Here is a 19,745-nt window from a genome sequence, read left to right as displayed (position 1 = left end):
ATGAAGGACCGCCCGTGAAAGCCCGTTCCGATGAGCTACAGATCTTCGTCAGCGTGATTGAATGCGGCTCGATTTCTGCCGCTGCCGAAAAGGTCGGGCAAACGCCGTCTGCGGTCAGCCGCACGCTGTCGCGCCTGGAAGCCAAGCTCGACACCACGCTGATCAACCGCACCACGCGACGCATGGACCTGACTGAAGAGGGCAAGTACTTCTTCGAGCAGGCCAAGGTGATCCTGGCGCAGATGGACGAGCTGGAAGAGCGCCTGTCGTCGCGCCAGAAAAAACCGGCCGGCCGCCTGCGTATCAATGCCGCAGTACCGTTCATGCTGCACGGGATCGTGCCGTACATCGCCGAGTTTCGCCGCTTGTACCCGGATATCCAGTTGGAACTCAACAGCGACGACTTGATCATCGACCTGCTCGAACAAAGCACCGACATCGCCATTCGTATCGGCACCCTGGCCGACTCGACCCTTCATGCGCGCTCCCTGGGCAGCACGCCGCTGCATATCCTGGCCAGCCCCGACTACCTCAAGCAGTACGGCACGCCGACGACCGTTGCCGAGTTGGCCGATCACACCTTGCTGGGCTTCACTCACACCGAGACCCTCAACCACTGGCCGCTGCGTCATGGCGAAGGTGACCGCTGGCTGATCCAGCCCAGTGTCAGCGCGTCCAGTGGCGAAACTGTGCGCCAGTTGGCGCTGCAGGGGCAGGGTATTTGTTGCCTGTCGAATTTCATGACGGTCGACGATATCGATGCTGGCCGCCTGGTGCCCATGCTGGAGGCGTCCAACAGCGGTTATCGCCAGCCGATCCACGCGGTGTTCTATCGCAACTCGCAATTGGCGCTGCGCATTCAGTGCTTCCTGGAGTTCATTCAGGCCAAGCTGGCGCGGTATGCGCGCTGATTCGTGACTTGCACGCAAGAGTGAATTGGGCCGTACGGGCTTATTCGACAGCAGTGGGGGCTCGATACTGGGCGCATCACTTACCCAGTCAGGAGCAACCTCCATGAATGTATTCGTTACCGGTGCAGCAGGGTTTATCGGCGGTTCCATCGCCACCGGCCTGGTCAACGCTGGCCATGACGTCACCGGCCTGGTGCGCAGCGCCGAGCAAGCCGCCGAAATGACCGCCCTGGGCATTACGCCGGTGATCGGCACCCTCGACGACGCAGCCGTATTGACCGAGCAGGCACAGAAGGCTGATGCGGTGATCAACGCTGCCAGCAGCGACCATCGCGCCGCCGTGGAAACCTTGCTGGCCGCCTTGAAAGGCTCGAACAAGCCGTTCCTGCATACCAGCGGGTCGAGCATTGTTGGGGATGCGTCGGGCGGCAAGGCCAGTGAAGTCATCTACTTCGAAGACAACCTGCCTGAGCCGACCGCCGACAAAGCCGCGCGGGTGGCGATCGACAACCTGATCCTCGCGGCGGCCAGTGACGGTGTGAATTCGGCGGTGATCTGCAACACCCTGATCTACGGCCACAGCCTGGGCGTAAAGCGTGACAGCGTGCAATTGCCACGCTTGCTCAAGCAGGCACGCAAGAGCGGTGTAGTGCGCCATGTGGGCAGCGGGCAGAACATCTGGTCCAACGTGCACATTGAGGATGTGGTCGCCCTGTATCTGCTGGCACTGACCAAAAACGTCCCGGGTACTTTCTACTTTGTGGAAAGCAGCGAAGCGGCGTTTATCGACATGACCACGGCGATTGCCCAGGCGCTGAACCTGGGCGAACCGCAGGATTGGCCGTTGGCCGAGGCTGAAGCCGAGTGGGGCTATGAAATGGCCAACTACGGGTTGGGCTCCAACAGTCGCGTACGCGGCAAGCACGCCCGCGAACTGTTGGGCTGGGTGCCCAAGCGTACGTCGGTGGTGGAGTGGATTCGCAACGAGATGGTCTGATTCGCTTGAGGCCTGGGTGTAGCTGTCGGGAGCAAGCCCCCTCCCACATTTGACCGATTTCCAACTTTGGAATGCATTCAAGTGTGGGAGGGGGCTTGCTCCCGATTGGGGCCACTCAGTCCTGGAGGCTAGCCCCACTCGCCGCAATTCCGTACCATTCCCCGCCTTATCCCTCGCAATTCCCCGGTACTCCATGAACCTCACCCGTCTGCGCGCCGACGCCCTGGCCGGCCTCACCACGTCTTTTGCGCTGCTGCCCGAATGCATCGCCTTTGCCCTGGTGGCCCACCTCAACCCGCTGATGGGGCTCTACGGCGCTTTTATCATCTGCACCCTCACTGCCTTGTTCGGCGGCCGCCCGGGCATGGTCTCGGGCGCAGCCGGCTCGATGGCGGTGGTGATTGTTGCGCTGGTGGTGCAACACGGTGTGGAGTATTTGCTGGCGACAGTACTGCTGGGCGGGTTGATCATGATCGCCTTCGGCCTGCTGCGCCTGGGCAAGCTGGTGCGCATGGTGCCGCACTCGGTGATGCTCGGTTTCGTCAATGGCCTGGCGATCATCATTGCGCTGGCGCAACTGGAACATTTCAAGAGCGGCGAACGCTGGCTAAGCGGCACGCCTTTATATGTGATGGCGGGCCTGGTTGTGGTGACCATGGCGATTGTCTACCTGCTGCCACGCCTGACCCGCGCTGTGCCGCCCGCGTTGGTGGCGATCCTTGGCGTTGGTCTGGCGGTGTACCTGCTTGGTCTGCCGACCCGTACGCTGGGCGATATGGCGCACATCGCCGGTGGCTTGCCGACCTTCGCCCTGCCGCAAATCCCCTGGACCTTCGACACTCTCGGCATCATCGCGCCCTACGCGTTCCTGATGGCGATGGTCGGCCTGCTGGAAACCCTGCTGACCCTCAACCTCACCGACGAAATTACCGAAACCCGAGGCTACCCCGACCGCGAAAGCGTGGCGCTGGGCGCAGCGAATATGGTCTCGGGCCTGTTTGGCGGCATGGGCGGTTGCGCGATGATCGGGCAAACCGTGATCAACCTCAGCTCCGGTGGGCGCGGGCGTTTCTCAGGGGTGTTTGCCGGCGTGATGATCCTACTGTTCATTCTGTTTCTGTCACCGCTGATTGAGCGTATTCCGCTGGCGGCGCTGGTGGGCGTGATGTTTGTAGTGTCGCAGCAGACCTTCGCCTGGGCCTCGTTGCGGGTGATCAACAAGGTGCCGCTCAATGATGTGCTGGTAATCATGGCGGTGACGATCATCACCGTGTTCACGGATCTGGCCACCGCGGTGCTGTGCGGTATCGTCATCGCCGCGTTGAATTTTGCCTGGCAGCAGGCGCGAGAGCTGTACGCCGATGAACATCTGGAGGCCGACGGCAGCAAGCTTTACCGGGTGCATGGCACCTTGTTCTTCGCCTCGACCACGCCGTTCTTGAACCAATTCGACCCGGCCAATGACCCGGCCCAGGTGACGCTGGATTGCCGCCACCTGAGTGTTGTCGACTATTCGGCGATCGCTGCGCTGATGACCTTGCGCGAGCGCTATACCAAGGCCGGTAAGCATCTGCGGGTGCTGCATTTATCCGAGCGCTGCAAGAAGCTGCTCAAGCGCGCCAGGGTTCACCATGACTGAGTGAGCCCCTGTGGCGAGGGAGCAAGCTCCCTCGCCACAATAGACCGGCTCCAGCAGTCAGGGGCCTACCAGGTCTTCAAGCTCCTGGGCGCGGGTCTGGGTCATGTCCAGCATGCAGCCGGAGCCGTTGACCTGATCAATGGTGCCGCCGGTGGCGCTGCCGGCGAAGGCGCAGTTGGCATCGCGGTATTTGATCCACAGGCGCTGCACGTCTTGCAGTTGCTGCTTGTGCGCGCCGTCCTGGGCGGCGAGGGCGGTCTTGTAGGCGCGGTTCAAGCGCTCGTCCTGAACCTTCGCTTGTTTGGCGTTGCAATTGACCATGTCTGCCGTGGTATTGGCGCTGTCCATGCATTTTTTCAACGCGGCATTGTCGGCGGCATACGCTGTGCCACCCAAGCAGAGAAGCAGGGCGCTGGCGGCGAGTGTGGTGCGAATCATGGGCGGTTTCCTGAGCATGAGTGGATGCGCATTCTATGACTCAAGGGCGGCGCTTGAGTTTCCGGCATTCCTGATCTTCATGTAAGAACATCCCCCGTATTTTCATGGGCTGGCGCTGGACATATCTCCATGCGACAGCGCTTGTCCGTGGGCGAAAATTACTTTCATGAAAATTGAAAATACTCCTCGGTAATGATTTATGAGTTTCACAACCAATTCGACGTGACCCTTTCCGAGGAGTACCGCATGGCCGCATTACCGGGCTTCGGGCTATTGGCATACGCTGCCATTGCCATCATTGCATTGATCGTGCTGATTGCACGTTACCGACTCAACCCCTTTATCGTCATTACGCTGGTGTCCATCGGCCTCGCGCTGATGGCCGGAATGCCGGCGGACACGATCATGGGGTCGTATGAGGCGGGCGTCGGTAAAACCCTGGGGCATATCGCCCTGGTGGTGGCGCTGGGCACCATGCTCGGCAAGATGATGGCCGAGTCGGGTGGCGCCGAGCAGGTGGCGCGTACGCTGATCAACCGCTTCGGTGAACGTAATGCCCACTGGGCGATGGTGTGCATTGCGTTCCTGGTGGGGCTGCCGCTGTTTTTCGAGGTCGGCTTTGTGCTGCTGGTGCCGATTGCCTTTACCGTGGCGCGGCGCGTGGGCGTGTCGATCCTGATGGTCGGCCTGCCGATGGTCGCCGGCTTGTCGGTGGTGCACGCGCTGGTGCCACCGCATCCGGCGGCGATGATGGCGGTGCTGGCCTACAACGCCTCGGTCGGGCAGACGGTGCTGTATGCGATTTTGATCGGTATCCCCACGGCGATCATCGCCGGCCCCGTCTACGCCAAGTTCATCGTGCCGCATATTCACCTGCCGGCCGAGAACCCGCTGGAACGCCAGTTTATCGAGCGCGAACCGCGTACTCGCCTGCCCAGTTTTGCACTGACCATGGGCACCATCCTGTTGCCGGTGGTACTGATGATGATCGGCGGCTGGGCCAATGTGATTTCCACCCCGGGCAGTGGTTTCAATCAGTTCCTGCTGTTTATCGGTAACTCGGTGATTGCCCTGCTGGTCGCGACCCTGGTGAGTTTCTGGACCCTGGGCCTGGCCCAGGGCTTCAACCGGGAGTCGATTCTCAAGTTCACCAACGAATGCCTGGCGCCGACCGCCAGTATCACCTTGCTGGTGGGCGCGGGCGGTGGTTTGAATCGCATTCTGGTGGACGCCGGTGTGACCAATGAAATCCTCGGCCTGGCCCACGCGTTCCACTTGTCGCCGCTGGTGATGGGCTGGCTGTTCGCTGCGTTGATGCGCATCGCCACGGGCTCGGCCACCGTTGCCATGACCACTGCATCCGGGGTGGTCGCGCCCGTCGCTTTGGGCCTGGGTTATCCACACCCCGAATTGCTGGTGCTGGCGACCGGCGCGGGTTCGGTGATTTTTTCTCACGTTAACGACGGCGGCTTCTGGCTGATCAAGGAATACTTCAATATGACGGTGATCCAGACCTTCAAGACCTGGACCGTACTGGAGACCCTGATTTCGCTGGTCGCCTTCGGTCTGACCTACGGCCTGTCACTGGTTTTATGAGCCTGACCCTCTAACCGGAGCCTCCATGGACATCCTCTACCAGATCCGCGCCCGCCAGGACTCGTTCAGCGCCGGCGAAGGGCGTATCGCCAAGTTGATGCTTGAGGATGTGGGCTTTGCCGCCTCGGCCAGCCTGGAGGCGTTGTCTCAGCGGGCCGAGGTCAGCACCGCGACCTTGTCGCGTTTTGCCCGCAGCGTCGGCTGCCGTGACTTACGCGATTTGCGCCTGCAACTGGCCCAGGCCAGTGGCGTGGGCAGTCGCTTCCTGGACCCGGCGGGGCTGCCGGAACAGTCGGCCTTTCATCGGCAAATCCTGGGCGATATCGAAGCGACGTTGCGCCAGCATTTGTCCGGTTTCAACCAGCACAGCTTTGCCGATGCGGTCACTTTGCTGGGCAAGGCGCGGATGATTCACGCGTTCGGCATGGGCGGCCCCTCCAGCCTGTGCAGCGATGAACTGCAAGTGCGCCTGGTGCGTCTGGGCTACCCGATTGCCGCCTGCCATGACCCGGTGATGATGCGTGTCACGGCCGCGACCCTGGGCCCGCAACATGCCTTGATTGTCTGTTCCCTCACCGGCCGTACGCCCGAATTACTGGATGTGGTGAAGCTGGCGCGCAACTACGACGCGCGGATTATTGCCCTCACCCTCGCGGACTCACCCCTGGCCGAACTGGCGGATGTGTTGCTGCCGCTGCAACCGGCGGAGACCAGTTTTATCTACAAACCCACCGCCGCCCGCTACGGCATGTTACTGGCCATCGACCTGCTTGCCACCGAGCTGGCGCTGGCCTTGCCGGACGACAATCAGGAACGCCTGCGCCGGATCAAGCTGGCCCTGGATGATTACCGCGGCGGCCCTGACAGCCTGCCGCTTGGAGACTGATATGAAATACGACACGCTGATTCGCCAGGCGCTGGTCATTGATGGCAGCAACACCGAAGGGTTTGTCGCCGATGTGGGCGTGCGCGGTGGGCGTATCCAGGCGATGGGTGACCTGTCCACCGACGAGGCCGCGCATGTCATCGATGCGCATGGCCTGGTATTGGCGCCGGGCTTTATCGATGTACACACCCACGATGACACGGTGGTGATCCGCCAGCCGCAGATGCTGCCCAAGCTCAGCCAGGGCGTGACCACGGTGATTGTCGGCAACTGTGGCATCAGCGCTTCGCCGGTGAGTTTGCGCAGTGACCCGCCAGACCCAATGAACTTGTTGGGCAGCCGTGAGCAGTTCTGTTATCCGCGGTTCAGCGATTATCGCAACGCAGTGCAAGGCGCCCATCCGGCAGTCAACGTCGCGGCATTGATCGGTCACACCGCGCTGCGCAGCAACCATATGGATGATCTGCATCGCACCGCCACACCGTATGAAATCGCGGCCATGCGCGTGCAGTTGCAAGAGAGCCTGGAGGCCGGTGCCCTGGGGTTATCCACAGGCCTGGCCTACGCCAGCGCATTCAACGCCGAGACCGATGAAGTGTTGCAACTCGTTGAGGAACTGACGGCCTATGGTGCGGTGTACACCACGCATTTGCGCAGCGAGTTCGAGCCGGTGCTGGAGGCAATGGATGAGGCGTTTCTGATCGGCCGACATGCCAGGGTGCCGGTGATTATTTCCCACCTTAAATGCGCTGGTGCTGGTAACTGGGGGCGTAGTCCGCAGTTGTTGGCGGCCCTGGAGGCTGAGGCGAAAAACCACCCGGTGGGTTGCGATTGCTACCCCTACGCCGCCAGCTCCTCGACTCTGGATCTCAAGCAGGTGACCGACGCGTTTCGCATCACCATCACCTGGTCGACGCCGCACCCCGAAATGGGTGGGCGGGATCTGCAGGCTATCGCTGCCGAGTGGGGCGTTTCGCTAATGGACGCTGCCCGTCGCCTGCAACCGGCGGGAGCGGTGTACTACGGGATGGACGAAGACGATGTGCGGCGCATCCTCGCCCATCCGTTGTCGATGGTGGGCTCCGATGGTTTGCCCGAAGATCCGTTTCCCCACCCGCGCTTGTGGGGGGCGTTCCCGCGGGTGCTGGGGCACTTCAGCCGCGATGTCGGCTTGTTCCCGTTGCACACGGCGGTGCACAAGATGACTGGTCTGTCGGCAGCGCGCTTTGGCTTATCCGAGCGTGGCGAAATCCGCGAAGGGTACTGGGCCGACCTGGTGTTGTTCGACCCGTTGCGGGTGCGTGATGTGGCAGATTTCAACACACCGCAACGTGCAGCGGAAGGGATCGACGGTGTGTGGGTTAACGGCGTACTGAGCTACAGCAATGGGCAGGCCAATGGCCAGCGGCCAGGGCGATTCCTGGCGCGCAGTGGGGATTTGCGTGGCGGCTTTTCGTCTTTATAGTGGGCGTTCTCATACACGGAGCGGTCGCCATGCACTTAGGAAAAGTCACCCCCATCCTGCGGATTTTCGACGACACCAAAGCGTTGGAATTCTACGTCGACTTCCTGGGGTTCAAGGTCGATTGGCAGCATCGGTTCGAGGCGAATTTCCCGTTGTACCTGCAAGTGTCGCTGGGTGAGTGCGTGTTGCATTTGTCCGAGCACCATGGCGATGCTTCGCCGGGCGCGGCGGTGCGGATCCAGGCGCAAAGGGTGGATGCGTACCAGCAGCAATTGCTCGGCAAGGATTACCGCTATGCCAAGCCTGGGGTCGAGGAAACGCCTTGGGGATCGCGGGAAATGAGCATCCGGGATCCGTTCGGGAATCGCTTGGTGTTTGTCGAGGACAGCGAGGGCTAAGTGGCAAATGGCAGGCAATAAAAAACCGCCTTGATAGGGCGGTTTTTTTTGCAAACCCAGTTAGTGGCTGGGGTTGCGGCTTCACAGGAGCACTGGCGTGGTCACAATACTACTGCTGCTTTAGGGCGTTATGCAACACCAGACGAACAAGAGTTTTTCACGGCAGCATTGATCTTTTGTGTTGTTTAACTTTGCAAAAAACAGCAACAGATTTTAAGGCTAGCTGGCCGTTGTTCGTTACACCTTGGAGCAGAGTGCTGAGCTAGTATCGCCCTCGTTCTGTGTTCGTCGTGAAGTAGGTTGGCTGGGTTCGCGCGCAAATTTTGGACCGCCCGCCACGGGCTAGTAATCCGTGCCGGATTCACGCGGGAGGACCATAAACCCAGCCGCCTCACAGGAGCACTGGTGTGCATCCAAAGGCCCACATGTTCCGGTAAGTGCGCTGGAGGTAAGGCCCAACTCACGGAGGGCCGAGTATGTCTAAGTTTGCACGACGTACATGGAACCTCGTAGTGAACTGCCTGCGTGCGTATCACGTATGGAAGTTCCTGCGGGACAGCTTCGATGACCGTTAAGGTCTGAGAGGTGGAGCCGCCTCGGTCTAGATCGAGGCGGCTTTTTGGTGTCTACACCCGGAAATGACTGACCATCTGCTGCAACTGGCTACCCAATCGAGCCAGTTCCACACTCGACTTGGCCGTCTCATCACTGGCAGTCGCGGTCTGCTCCGACACGTCCCGCACATTCACGATACTGCGGCTGATCTCTTCCGCTACGGCGCTCTGCTGCTCGGCGGCCGCGGCAATCTGCTGGTTCATCGACTGGATATTCGACACCGTACGGGTGATGTTTTCCAGTGACACGCCGGCCTTGCGTGTCAGTTCGACACTGCTGTCGGTGAGGCTGCGGCTGTTGTTCATCACGCTGGCGACTTGTTGGGTGCCGTTCTGCAAGCCGGCCACCAGGCCTTCGATTTCTTCGGTGGATTTCTGCGTGCGCTGGGCCAGGCCACGCACTTCGTCGGCGACCACGGCAAAGCCACGGCCGGCTTCCCCGGCACGCGCCGCTTCAATGGCAGCGTTGAGGGCCAGCAGGTTGGTCTGTTCGGCCACGGCCTTGATCACGTCCATCACGCTGCCGATCTTGTTGCTCTCTTGTTGCAGGTGCGTCATGGCGTCGGTGGAGCGGGCGACTTCGGCCGCCAGGCGTTCGATCTGGGCGATAGCTTCGGCCACCACCTTGTCGCCTTCGCGGGCCTGGCCGTCGGCGTCGGAGGCGGCTTGGGACGCCTGCTCGGCATTGCGCGCAACTTCCTGCACGGTAGCGGTCATTTCATGCATGGCGGTGGCCACCTGATCGGTCTCGATCTTCTGGCTGTTCACACCGGCGCTGGTTTGCTCGGTCACGGCCGATAGCTCCTCAGCGGCGCTGGCGATCTGGGTCACGCCATCGCGGATGCCGCTGATCAATTCGCGCAGGGTCGTGCCCATGCGCTGGATGCCTTGTTGCAATACGCCCAGCTCATCACGACGGGTCACCTGGATGTTCTGGCTCAAGTCGCCTGAAGCGATGCGCTCCACCACCGCCAGGGTGTCCTGGATCGGGCGGGTGATCTGACGGGTGATGACCCAGGCGGCAATCACGCCGACCAGCAGTGCCAGCAAGGTGCTGATCAATTGCAGGCTGCGGGCCTGGGTGCTTTCAGCGTCGCGACGTTCCAGTTGGATGTCGTATAGCTTGTCGCTGATCGTCACGATATCGGCGCCCTGGGTGGTCATTTCGGCGCGGGCGGTGACGATGTTGGCGTTGGCTGCCTTGTAGCTCTGCACGGCGCTGCGATAGGCACCGAGGGCGGCTTCCAGTGCGGACAATGCGTTTTGCTGGCCGGTACCGAACGCCGCGCTAAGGCCCTTCAAACCGCCGACGGCTTTTTCCAGTTGCGCAGCAGCGCGGGCTTCGGTTTCTGCGTTGGGGCTATTGGTATAGCCGCGCACTTCGTAGCGAGCTTGCTGGAACTCATTCTTGGCTTGGGTCACGGCCAGAAATTGCGTGAAGCGCTCCGGGCTATCGGGCGCCTGCTGCACACTGGTTTCCAGTGCATTGATTTGTGCGTTGGCGACATCGGCTTTGGCGCTCATGACGTCGCGCGCAGCGTTGCCATTGCGGTAGGCCTCGCGCATTTTGTTCAGGGACTGGCGGTAAGCAGTGATGACGGCTTTCTGGTCATTGAGCAGTTTGAGGTTTTCCGGGCTCTTGAAGCTGTCCAGCAATTTCTGTTGTTGAGCTGCGAAGGCATCCAGGCTGGTCTGCACATTCTGCGCCACGGCTTCGTCGCCATTGGCCAGCATGTATTGCAGGCGTACGATCCGCAGCTTGGTCAGCGAGGCGTTGAGCTGGGTGATGTCGCTCATCCAGTTGCTGCGGTCGATCAGGCCGCCCAGGCTGGTCCAGCCGGTGAGCGCCAGGATCGAGGTGAGGACCAGCACCAGGCCAAAGCCCAGGCCGAGTTTGAGGTTGACGCTGATGTTACCGAACCAGCTGTTCATCGAAAGCTCCTTGAAGAGTGATGTCTGTCTGCTGGACGGTGTGTTGTTGTTTGAGCCAGCCAAGATGTGTAGGGCTGTATCGGCGGCATGGGATAATTCTGAAATACTTTTATTGATGGGCGACGAAGGGTCGCTGGTGCGCTAAGGCGATGCCGGGGTGGGGCTGATCATGGGCCGCTCTTGTGTGCTAGTCTGCGGGCCCTTTTAGTTCTGGGCAGCACGGGAAACCATGTTGTCCTACAGCGGAGCCTCTTCATGTCCGAAGTTAATCTGTCCACCGACGAAACCCGCGTCAGCTACGGTATCGGCCGTCAGTTGGGCGACCAACTGCGCGACAACCCGCCACCGGGCGTGAGCCTGGACGCAATCCTGGCCGGCCTGACCGACGCATTTGCAGGCCAGCCTAGCCGTGTTGACCAGGAGCAAATGGCTGCCAGCTTCAAAGTGATCCGCGAGATCATGCAAGCCGAAGCCGCTGCCAAGGCTGAAGCTGCTGCGGGTGCCGGCCTGGCATTCCTGGCTGAAAACGCCAAGCGTGATGGCATCACCACCCTGGCTTCCGGCCTGCAATTTGAAGTGCTGACTGCTGGCACCGGCGCCAAGCCGACCCGTGAAGATCAAGTGCGTACCCACTACCACGGCACCTTGATCGACGGCACTGTGTTCGACAGCTCCTACGAGCGCGGCCAGCCTGCAGAATTCCCGGTTGGCGGCGTGATCGCTGGCTGGACCGAGGCCCTGCAACTGATGAATGCCGGCAGCAAATGGCGTCTGTACGTGCCGAGCGAACTGGCTTACGGCGCTCAAGGCGTTGGCAGCATCCCGCCGCACAGCGTTCTGGTATTCGACGTCGAGCTGCTCGACGTTCTGTAAGACCTGCTGGTTACCTGTTGGGACGAACGCGTTCGCCCCAACAGGCATTTGCCAGTTTCTTCATGGATGGAACTTGCCATTCAAGTCGGTCGCCGGGCGCAATGCTCGGGCATAGCAGAACAGAAACAAATTCCTCACCACTTCCTTCAGTACTCCAGGCTCACTGGAACTCAGGCCATTGACGTCCAGGTCACCCTGGTCCTGTAGTTCGTTCAGCGCTTCTTCCTCAAGCACCGCACAGACTTCGCCGGTTTCCCGATGCAGGATTCGCAGGTAAGGGTGGGGGCGATCCAGCCAGGCATCTATCAAATAAGTCATGGTCGTTCTCCTTGATGAGTTTCAATGAGAATAATTCTTATTCGTAGAATAGCAAGTATCTATTGGCGGTTTCCGGGTTTTTTTGTGTGGATATTGTTTTCGATCAATCAGGAGGGCGAAACGCCATCCCGCGGCGGGCGCGGGATGGATGCAGCAGCTTCAGACCTTGCGCACGAACTCGGACTTGAGTTTCATCGGGCCGATACCGTCGATCTTGCAGTCGATATCGTGGTCTCCGTCGCACAGGCGGATGTTCTTGACCTTGGTGCCGACCTTGACCACCAGTGAGGTGCCCTTGACCTTGAGGTCCTTGATCACGGTGATGGTGTCGCCGTCCTGCAGGACGTTGCCCACAGAGTCTTTCTTCACGGTCTCATCGCCGGCCACTTCGGCCTCGCCATTGGCGGACCACTCATGGGCGCATTCCGGGCAGACCAGTTGGGTGCCGTCTTCGTAGGTGTATTCGGAATTGCATTTCGGGCAGGGTGGCAACGTGCTCACTAAAGCTCCTTGAGGTTCAGGGATGACTAAAAGTCGCACATTATATAGGGTTTTGCGGCGAGAGCGGGGAGGTCAGTGGTGAATGCGATCTAAATGGGGGAGCTGGCTTGCCTGCGATAGCGATTGTGAATTCACTACCGTCATCGCAGGCAAGCCAGCTCCCACATTAATCAACGCGGAATCAGTGAGTACGGGCCACCGCGAACTCACTCAGTTCCACCAATGCATCCCGGTATTCACTGGCCGGCAAGGCTTCCAGGCACTGGATCGCCCGCGCCACGTAGTCACGCGCCAGTTGCGCGGTGTACTCCAGGGAACCGGAGGCTTCGACGGCGGCACGGATGGCCTCCAGGTCTTCGATCCCGCCTTTCTGGATGGCCTTGCGCACCAGGGCGGCCTGTTCCGGCGTGCCTTCGCGCATGGTGTAGATCAGCGGCAAGGTTGGCTTGCCCTCGGCCAGGTCATCACCGACGTTCTTGCCCAGGGTTTCGGCATCGCCCTTGTAGTCGAGCAGGTCATCCACCAGTTGGAACGCCACGCCCAGGTGATCGCCAAAGGTACGCAGGGCTTCGGCCTGTTCCGCGGTGGCGCCACACAGCGCGGCGGCGCTGTGGGTGGAGGCTTCGAAGAGCATCGCGGTTTTGCCGCGAATCACTTCCATATAGGTTTCTTCGGTGGTGCTGGCGTCGCGGACCTTGGACAGCTGCAACACTTCGCCTTCGGCGATGATGCGCGTGGCCTGTGAAAGAATTTTCATCACCGGCATCGAGCCCAGTTCGACCATCATTTCAAACGAGCGCGAGTACAGGAAGTCGCCCACCAACACGCTGGGTGCGTTGCCCCACATGGCATTGGCGGTCTCGCGGCCACGCCGCATACCGGACATGTCGACCACGTCGTCATGTAGCAGGGTGGCGGTGTGCAGGAACTCGATGGTCGCGGCCAGCAAGCGCAGGTCATCGCCTTCGCGGCCCAGCGCCTTGCCACACAGCAGCACTAATAAAGGACGCAGGCGTTTACCGCCCGCCGACGTAATATAGTCGCCAATTTTGGAGACCAGCGGCACTTTAGACGTCAGCTGCTGCTTGATGATGCCGTCGACGGCGCTAAAATCGTCCGCGACCGCGCGGTAGAAAGCTTGGGGTTGCATCAGCGACAGTCGCTCCAGAAGGGTTGCGCGGCATGCTAGGACCCTGACCCCGCAGTGTCAAGGCGCGCCCAGTCACCATGAAAGCTACTGCGCTCGGTAATCCTGCGTCAAAAACAGGCTCGGAATGCTCATTTACAACCAGTAAACTCCGCTTCCTCGCCTGTTTTTTCCTTGTCTTCCCTTCGCTCGTTACGCTTTCAAGGCGACTGGCGGCCCCTTGCAACACCTATTTACCTTGCGTACAATCGCGCACCCTGAACTTCCTGGGCAGCACCTGCCTTACGCAATTGCATTCGGGACGTCCATCCCATGCAGCCATGCCAGCCAATACCTCTTCTTATAAAGCGCTGGGTGAGCAGGATTATCGGAGAAATACCATGTCGTACGCAGTAATTGTTACTGGTGGCAAGCAATACAAAGTCGCCCCAGGTGAATACCTGAAGATCGAAAAACTGGAAATCGCTACTGGCGAATCCGTTACTTTTGATCGCGTTCTGTTGGTCGCCAATGGCGATGACGTGAACATCGGCGCTCCAGTTGTTGCTGGCGCTACCGTTGTGGCTGAAGTGATCTCCCAAGGTCGTCACGATAAAGTCCGCATCATCAAGTTCCGTCGTCGTAAGCACCACATGAAGCGTATGGGCCACCGCCAGTGGTACACCGAGATCAAAATCACCGGTATTCAGGCTTAATTTCAGCCTAATTCCTCACTAGGAGAATTGACTCATGGCACACAAAAAAGCTGGTGGTAGTACCCGTAACGGTCGCGACTCAGAAGCCAAACGCCTTGGCGTGAAGATGTATGGCGGCCAGAAAATCATTCCGGGCAACATCATCGTGCGTCAGCGCGGCACCCAATTCCACGCCGGTTACGGTGTTGGCATGGGTAAAGATCACACCCTCTTCGCTAAAATCGAAGGCGTGATCAAGTTCGAAGTAAAGGGCGCGTTCAACCGCCGTTACGTGAGCGTTGTCGCAGCTTAATTGCGAGATCGCTGGAAAAGCCCTGTCTTGCGACGGGGCTTTTTCGTTTGTGGAGTGAGTCTCTTGCAAAGCTGTTTGTGATGAGCTCAGGCGCAAGTTTTCGGTCGCTGATTGAGGTCGCTGCGCTCATTTTTGCAAGAGTCTTATGTCTTGGTTTCTTAAGCTCGTCCATGCGGCGAGAGGCGTTTTGTTATGAAGTTCGTTGATGAAGTTTCCATCCGAGTAAAAGCAGGCGACGGCGGTAACGGTTGCATGAGTTTCCGTCGCGAAAAATTCATCGAAAACGGTGGTCCGAACGGCGGTGACGGCGGTGACGGCGGCTCCATCTACATGATGGCCGACGAAAACCTCAACACCCTGGTCGACTACCGTTACACCCGGCACTTCGATGCCGAGCGTGGCTCCAACGGCGGCAGCACCGACTGCACCGGCAAAAAAGGTGAGGACCTGGTACTGCGCGTACCGGTCGGCACCACGATCATCGATTCCGCGACACAGGAAGTGATTGGCGACCTGACCAAGGCCGGCCAGAAACTGATGGTTGTGCAGGGCGGCTGGCACGGCCTGGGTAACACCCGATTCAAGTCCAGTACCAACCGTGCGCCGCGCCAGACCACGCCGGGCAAGCCGGGCGAACAGCGTGACCTGAAGCTGGAAATGAAAGTACTCGCCGACGTGGGCCTGTTGGGCCTGCCGAACGCCGGCAAAAGTACCTTCATCCGCTCGGTATCGGCCGCCAAGCCGAAGGTCGCCGACTACCCGTTCACCACCCTGGTGCCAAACCTGGGTGTGGTCAGCGTCGACCGCTGGAAGAGCTTCGTGGTTGCCGACATTCCTGGCCTGATCGAAGGCGCTTCCGACGGTGCTGGTCTGGGCATTCGCTTCCTCAAGCACTTGTCCCGCACCCGTTTGCTGCTGCACCTCGTCGACATGGCGCCGCTGGATGACACCAGCGCTGCGGATGCCGCCGAAGTGATCGTCAGCGAGCTGACCAAGTTCAGCCCGGCCCTGGCCGAGCGTGATCGCTGGCTGGTACTGAACAAGTGCGACCAGATCCTTGAGGAAGAGCACGAAGAGCGCGTCAAGGAAATCGTCGATCGCCTGGAATGGGAAGGCCCGGTCTATGTGATCTCGGCCATTGCCAAAGAAGGCACCGAACGCCTGACCCGCGACATCATGCGTTACCTGGAAGACCGTGCTGACCGCCTGGCGGCCGACCCGGTATTCAAGGCCGAGCTTGCCGAGCTTGACCAGCAGATCGAAGACGAAGCCCGTGCCCAGTTGCAGGCCCTGGACGACCAGCGTGCCCTGCGCCGCAGCGGCGTGAAGTCGGTCCATGACATCGGCGACGATGATTGGGACGAAGAAGACGTGGATGATGAAGACGGTCCGGAAATCATTTACGTGCGCGATTGATTCGTTGCGATAAACTTGAACGCCGCTCCCTGGAGCGGCGTTTTGGTATCCGGGTATAACGTTATGGGCGGCGCTGGGTCGCGCGGCCCTCACTCTAAGGTTGAAGATGATGCGGAGCAAAGTGACAGGTGCGCAGCGCTGGGTCGTGAAGATCGGCAGTGCGTTGCTGACGGCCGATGGCAAGGGGCTGGATCGCGCAGCCATGAGCGTCTGGGTCGAGCAGATGGTGGCCTTGCATGAGGCCGGTGTCGAGTTGGTGTTGGTGTCGTCCGGGGCTGTTGCCGCCGGGATGAGCCGCCTCGGCTGGACCGCGCGACCCAGCGCGATGCACGAACTGCAAGCCGCCGCGGCCATCGGCCAGATGGGCCTGGTGCAAGCCTGGGAGTCCAGCTTTGCCGAGCACGGCCGCCACACGGCGCAGATCCTGCTGACCCACGACGACCTGTCCGACCGCAAGCGCTACCTCAACGCCCGCAGCACCTTGCGCGCCTTGGTGGAGCTCAAGGTCATCCCGGTCATCAATGAAAACGACACCGTGGTAACAGACGAAATCCGTTTCGGCGACAACGACACCCTGGCTGCGCTGGTGGCCAACCTGGTGGAAGCCGACCTGTTGGTGATCCTCACCGACCGCGACGGCATGTTCGACGCCGACCCGCGCAACAACCCCGATGCCCAGTTGATCTATGAAGCCCGCGCCGATGACCCGGCACTGGATGCGGTCGCTGGCAGTGTCGGCGGTGCCCTGGGCCGTGGCGGTATGCAGACCAAACTGCGCGCCGCTCGCCTGGCTGCGCGTTCCGGTGCCCATACCATCATCGTTGGTGGGCGCCTGGAGCGCGTGCTGGATCGCCTCAAGGCCGGTGAGCGCATCGGTACGCTGCTATCACCGGAACGCGGCATGCTGGCAGCGCGCAAGCAGTGGTTGGCCGGGCATCTGCAAACCCGTGGCACCCTGGTGCTGGACGAGGGCGCGGTGTCGGCGTTGTCCCAAGGCAACAAGAGCTTGCTGCCGGTGGGCGTCAAGCTGGTGCAGGGCAGCTTCCGCCGTGGTGAGATGGTGGTGTGCGTCGCGCCGGACGGTCGTGAGATTGCCCGTGGCCTGGCCAACTACAGCGCCCTTGAGGCGCAGAAGATTATTGGACAATCGTCTGACGCTATTGTCGGACTCTTGGGCTATATGGCGGAGCCGGAACTGGTGCACCGCGATAACCTCATCCTGGTTTAAACGAAAGGAATACCCGATGCGTGTAATGAAGGGATTACTCGGCCTGTTATTGCTCATGCCACTGCTGGCCTCGGCCGAAGAAATCGCCCAGGTCTCGACGGTGTTCAAGTTTGTCGGCCCTAACGACCGGATTGTGGTCGAAGCGTTTGACGACCCCAAGGTCGACGGTGTGACCTGCTACCTGTCGCGTGCCAAGACCGGTGGCGTCAAAGGCGGCCTGGGCCTGGCCGAAGACCGCGCTGAGGCCTCGATTGCCTGCCGCCAGGTTGGCCCGATCCATTTCAAGGGCGAACTCAAGGACGGGGATGAAGTCTTCAAGGAACGCACCTCCCTGGTGTTCAAGACCATGCAGGTGGTGCGTTTCCTCGACAAGAAGCGCAATACCCTGGTGTATCTGGTCTACAGCGACCGCTTGATCGAAGGCAGCCCGCAGAACGCGGTGACGGCGATTCCGATTCTGCCTTGGCCGACCGCTCAGTAACCTGCAGGCGAGTTTTGTCACCGGCGTCTATGATTGCAGACTCGCCGGTTGTAAGCTCCGAGAGCTGCAATGCAAAGAATATGGGATATCTGGAGTTCGTCATGAGTGCTTTCCACGATCTGAAACTCAAAGCCCTGGACGGACAAGAGCTACCGCTGGCGCCCTTCAAGGGCCAGGTTGTGCTGGTGGTCAATGTGGCGTCCAAATGTGGTTTGACCCCGCAATACGCGGCGTTGGAAAACCTCTATCAGCAATACAAAGACCAGGGGTTTTCGGTGCTTGGGTTGCCGTGCAATCAGTTTGCGGGCCAGGAGCCGGGCTCCGAGGAAGAGATCCGCGAGTTCTGCAGCCTGAACTACGGCGTGACCTTTCCTCTGGGCAGCAAGCTCGAAGTGAACGGTCCTGAGCGCCATCAGTTGTATCGCCTGCTGGCGGGCGAGGGCGCCGAGTTTCCTGGGGATATCACCTGGAACTTCGAGAAATTCCTGTTGGGTAAAGATGGCCGGGTGCTCGCGCGTTTCTCGCCGCGCACGTCTCCGGATGACCCGACTATCATCCTGGCCATCGAAAAAGCCCTGAGCTGAACACCTTTCGGTGTAGCTTCAAGTCCCAAGCCTTAAGCTGCAAGTAGACGCGCCACCGCTTCTCTTGCAGCTTTAAGCTTGCAGCTACCCACTGCTTTCATACCCCTTAATCACCCAGATCAATAGTGCTACTAAGCGCTGCACACTCAGCATATTATCCGCGTCATAAATCCCGTCCTGGTGGAGTGCGCCATGCCTGTCCAAGCCTTGTTCAAACCCTTCCAGCTCGGTGGACTGCAACTGTCGACCCGCGTGGTCATGGCGCCCATGACCCGTTCGTTCTCTCCGGGTGGTGTACCCAACTCCAAGGTCATCGAGTACTACCGTCGTCGTGCGGCTGCCGGTGTGGGCCTGATCATCACTGAAGGCACCGTGGTCGATCACCGGGCGTCCAACGGCTACCCCAACGTCCCGCATTTCTACGGTGAAGCCGCGCTGGCCGGCTGGAAGAAAGTGGTCGACGCAGTACACGCCGAAGGCGGCAAGATTGTCCCGCAGTTGTGGCATGTGGGTAGCGTGCGCCGTATCGGCACCGAGCCTGATGCCAGCGTGCCTGCTTATGGCCCGATGGAAAAGCTCAAGGACGGCAACGTGGTTGTGCACGGTATGACGCAACAGGACATCAGGGACGTGATCAACGCCTTCGCCCAAGCTGCCAAGGACGCCCAGGCGATCGGCATGGACGGTGTAGAAATCCATGGCGCCCACGGTTACCTGGTGGATCAATTCTTCTGGGAGGGCAGCAACCAGCGCACCGACGAATACGGTGGCAGCCTGGCCAACCGTTCGCGCTTTGCCATTGAGTTGATCGAGGCCACTCGTGCTGCTGTAGGGCCGAACTTTCCGATCATCCTGCGTTTCTCGCAGTGGAAGCAGCAGGATTACACCGCACGCCTGGTGCAAACCCCTGAGGCGCTGGGTGAGTTCCTCAAGCCATTGGCTGAGGCCGGCGTAGATATTTTCCACTGCTCCACTCGCCGTTTCTGGGAGCCGGAGTTTGAAGGCTCCGACCTCAACCTGGCTGGCTGGACGCGTCAGCTCACGGGTAAGCCAACCATCACCGTGGGCAGTGTTGGCCTGGATGGCGAGTTCCTGCAATTTATGGTCAACACCGACAAGGTCGCGCAACCTGCCAGCCTCGAAAAGCTGCTGGAGCGCCTCAATAACGATGAGTTCGACCTGGTGGCCGTAGGGCGTGCGCTGCTGGTAGACCCGGATTGGGCCGTGAAGGTGCGTGAAGGGCGCGAAAGTGACATCTTGCCCTTCAGTCGCGACGCGTTGACCACTCTGGTGTAAAAGGCTGGACTCCCTGTGAGCGTCACAGGGAGTTTCTT

General features: G+C 60.2%; 20 protein-coding genes. 15 read left to right on the top strand and 5 right to left on the bottom strand.

The genetic code is table 11. The features are described from left to right. Window positions 1–14: 14 nt before the first annotated feature. From IH404_RS23685 to IH404_RS23675, 3 genes are all read left to right on the top strand, one after another. Window positions 15–911: a LysR family transcriptional regulator gene (locus IH404_RS23685; RefSeq protein WP_005791340.1), complete on the top strand. Its 897-nt coding sequence runs from the start codon at window positions 15–17 to the stop codon at window positions 909–911. A gap of 103 nt (window positions 912–1,014) precedes the next feature. Next, complete coding sequence (locus IH404_RS23680) at window positions 1,015–1,908, top strand: NAD-dependent epimerase/dehydratase family protein (RefSeq protein ID WP_194439183.1); 894 nt, start codon at window positions 1,015–1,017, stop codon at window positions 1,906–1,908. A 193-nt stretch (window positions 1,909–2,101) separates the two neighbouring features. After that, window positions 2,102–3,547, top strand: a complete 1,446-nt coding sequence (locus tag IH404_RS23675) for a SulP family inorganic anion transporter (RefSeq protein WP_194439181.1) — start codon at window positions 2,102–2,104, stop codon at window positions 3,545–3,547. A gap of 57 nt (window positions 3,548–3,604) precedes the next feature. Here IH404_RS23675 and IH404_RS23670 read toward each other — a convergent pair whose 3' ends face one another. After that, window positions 3,605–3,985 carry a lysozyme inhibitor LprI family protein gene (locus IH404_RS23670; protein ID WP_194439179.1) on the bottom strand — a complete coding sequence of 127 codons (381 nt, stop codon included), beginning with the start codon at window positions 3,983–3,985 and terminating at the stop codon, window positions 3,605–3,607. A gap of 246 nt (window positions 3,986–4,231) precedes the next feature. Here IH404_RS23670 and IH404_RS23665 point away from each other — a divergent pair, with 246 nt between their 5' ends. Genes IH404_RS23665 through IH404_RS23650 form a run of 4 tightly spaced genes read left to right on the top strand, consistent with a single transcriptional unit; the run spans window position 4,232 to window position 8,330 of the window. Continuing rightward, entirely contained in the window at window positions 4,232–5,581 is a 1,350-nt protein-coding gene (locus tag IH404_RS23665) for a gluconate:H+ symporter (RefSeq protein WP_228308955.1), read from the top strand. A 25-nt stretch (window positions 5,582–5,606) separates the two neighbouring features. Next, window positions 5,607–6,467 carry a MurR/RpiR family transcriptional regulator gene (locus IH404_RS23660; protein ID WP_005791330.1) on the top strand — a complete coding sequence of 287 codons (861 nt, stop codon included), beginning with the start codon at window positions 5,607–5,609 and terminating at the stop codon, window positions 6,465–6,467. A 1-nt stretch (window position 6,468) separates the two neighbouring features. After that, window positions 6,469–7,932, top strand: coding sequence for a D-aminoacylase (locus tag IH404_RS23655; protein ID WP_194439177.1), 1,464 nt, complete (start codon window positions 6,469–6,471; stop codon window positions 7,930–7,932). Between the two features lie 29 nt (window positions 7,933–7,961). Continuing rightward, window positions 7,962–8,330 carry a glyoxalase superfamily protein gene (locus IH404_RS23650; RefSeq protein WP_005791326.1) on the top strand — a complete coding sequence of 123 codons (369 nt, stop codon included), beginning with the start codon at window positions 7,962–7,964 and terminating at the stop codon, window positions 8,328–8,330. Window positions 8,331–8,956: 626 nt separating this feature from the next. Here the strand turns inward: IH404_RS23650 and IH404_RS23645 are convergent. Beyond that, the gene (locus IH404_RS23645) at window positions 8,957–10,876 is read right to left on the bottom strand and encodes a methyl-accepting chemotaxis protein (protein WP_005791325.1); all 1,920 of its coding nucleotides are present in this window, start codon (window positions 10,874–10,876) and stop codon (window positions 8,957–8,959) included. A gap of 255 nt (window positions 10,877–11,131) precedes the next feature. On the opposite strand from IH404_RS23645, the gene IH404_RS23640 reads away from it, so the two are divergent. Beyond that, window positions 11,132–11,749 carry an FKBP-type peptidyl-prolyl cis-trans isomerase gene (locus IH404_RS23640; RefSeq protein WP_014719893.1) on the top strand — a complete coding sequence of 206 codons (618 nt, stop codon included), beginning with the start codon at window positions 11,132–11,134 and terminating at the stop codon, window positions 11,747–11,749. Between the two features lie 60 nt (window positions 11,750–11,809). Here the strand turns inward: IH404_RS23640 and IH404_RS23635 are convergent, their stop codons facing one another. From IH404_RS23635 to IH404_RS23625, 3 genes are all read right to left on the bottom strand, one after another. Next, a complete protein-coding gene (locus IH404_RS23635) occupies window positions 11,810–12,067 on the bottom strand; it encodes a hypothetical protein (protein WP_005791321.1) in 258 nt (85 codons plus the stop codon). A gap of 159 nt (window positions 12,068–12,226) precedes the next feature. Then, window positions 12,227–12,568: a zinc ribbon domain-containing protein YjdM gene (locus IH404_RS23630; RefSeq protein ID WP_005791320.1), complete on the bottom strand. Its 342-nt coding sequence runs from the start codon at window positions 12,566–12,568 to the stop codon at window positions 12,227–12,229. A 181-nt stretch (window positions 12,569–12,749) separates the two neighbouring features. Beyond that, window positions 12,750–13,718 carry a polyprenyl synthetase family protein gene (locus tag IH404_RS23625; RefSeq protein ID WP_005791318.1) on the bottom strand — a complete coding sequence of 323 codons (969 nt, stop codon included), beginning with the start codon at window positions 13,716–13,718 and terminating at the stop codon, window positions 12,750–12,752. A gap of 377 nt (window positions 13,719–14,095) precedes the next feature. On the opposite strand from IH404_RS23625, the gene rplU reads away from it, so the two are divergent. The 7 genes from rplU to IH404_RS23590 all read left to right on the top strand — a co-directional run bounded on the left by rplU (window position 14,096) and on the right by IH404_RS23590 (window position 19,707). After that, window positions 14,096–14,410, top strand: coding sequence for a 50S ribosomal protein L21 (gene rplU / locus IH404_RS23620; RefSeq protein ID WP_003176051.1), 315 nt, complete (start codon window positions 14,096–14,098; stop codon window positions 14,408–14,410). A gap of 34 nt (window positions 14,411–14,444) precedes the next feature. Then, entirely contained in the window at window positions 14,445–14,702 is a 258-nt protein-coding gene (gene rpmA / locus IH404_RS23615; protein WP_003176049.1) for a 50S ribosomal protein L27, read from the top strand. A 192-nt stretch (window positions 14,703–14,894) separates the two neighbouring features. Then, entirely contained in the window at window positions 14,895–16,118 is a 1,224-nt protein-coding gene (cgtA, locus tag IH404_RS23610) for an Obg family GTPase CgtA (RefSeq protein ID WP_005791308.1), read from the top strand. 109 nt (window positions 16,119–16,227) lie between these two features. Beyond that, window positions 16,228–17,346, top strand: a complete 1,119-nt coding sequence (proB, locus tag IH404_RS23605) for a glutamate 5-kinase (RefSeq protein WP_005791305.1) — start codon at window positions 16,228–16,230, stop codon at window positions 17,344–17,346. A gap of 16 nt (window positions 17,347–17,362) precedes the next feature. Further along, complete coding sequence (locus IH404_RS23600) at window positions 17,363–17,827, top strand: CreA family protein (RefSeq protein ID WP_032879534.1); 465 nt, start codon at window positions 17,363–17,365, stop codon at window positions 17,825–17,827. A 101-nt stretch (window positions 17,828–17,928) separates the two neighbouring features. Further along, entirely contained in the window at window positions 17,929–18,411 is a 483-nt protein-coding gene (locus tag IH404_RS23595) for a glutathione peroxidase (RefSeq protein ID WP_005791301.1), read from the top strand. 192 nt (window positions 18,412–18,603) lie between these two features. Continuing rightward, window positions 18,604–19,707 (top strand): NADH:flavin oxidoreductase, encoded by a 1,104-nt coding sequence (locus IH404_RS23590; RefSeq protein ID WP_005791299.1) that lies wholly within the window; start codon window positions 18,604–18,606, stop codon window positions 19,705–19,707. The last annotated feature ends 38 nt before the right edge of the window (window positions 19,708–19,745 follow it).

The sequence above is a fragment of the Pseudomonas sp. OST1909 genome (assembly GCF_015277575.1).
GTDB classification, from domain to species: domain Bacteria; phylum Pseudomonadota; class Gammaproteobacteria; order Pseudomonadales; family Pseudomonadaceae; genus Aquipseudomonas; species Aquipseudomonas synxantha_A.
The sequence above is the reverse complement of the archived record's forward strand: the minus strand, read 5'-3'. Positions and strand labels throughout refer to the sequence as shown.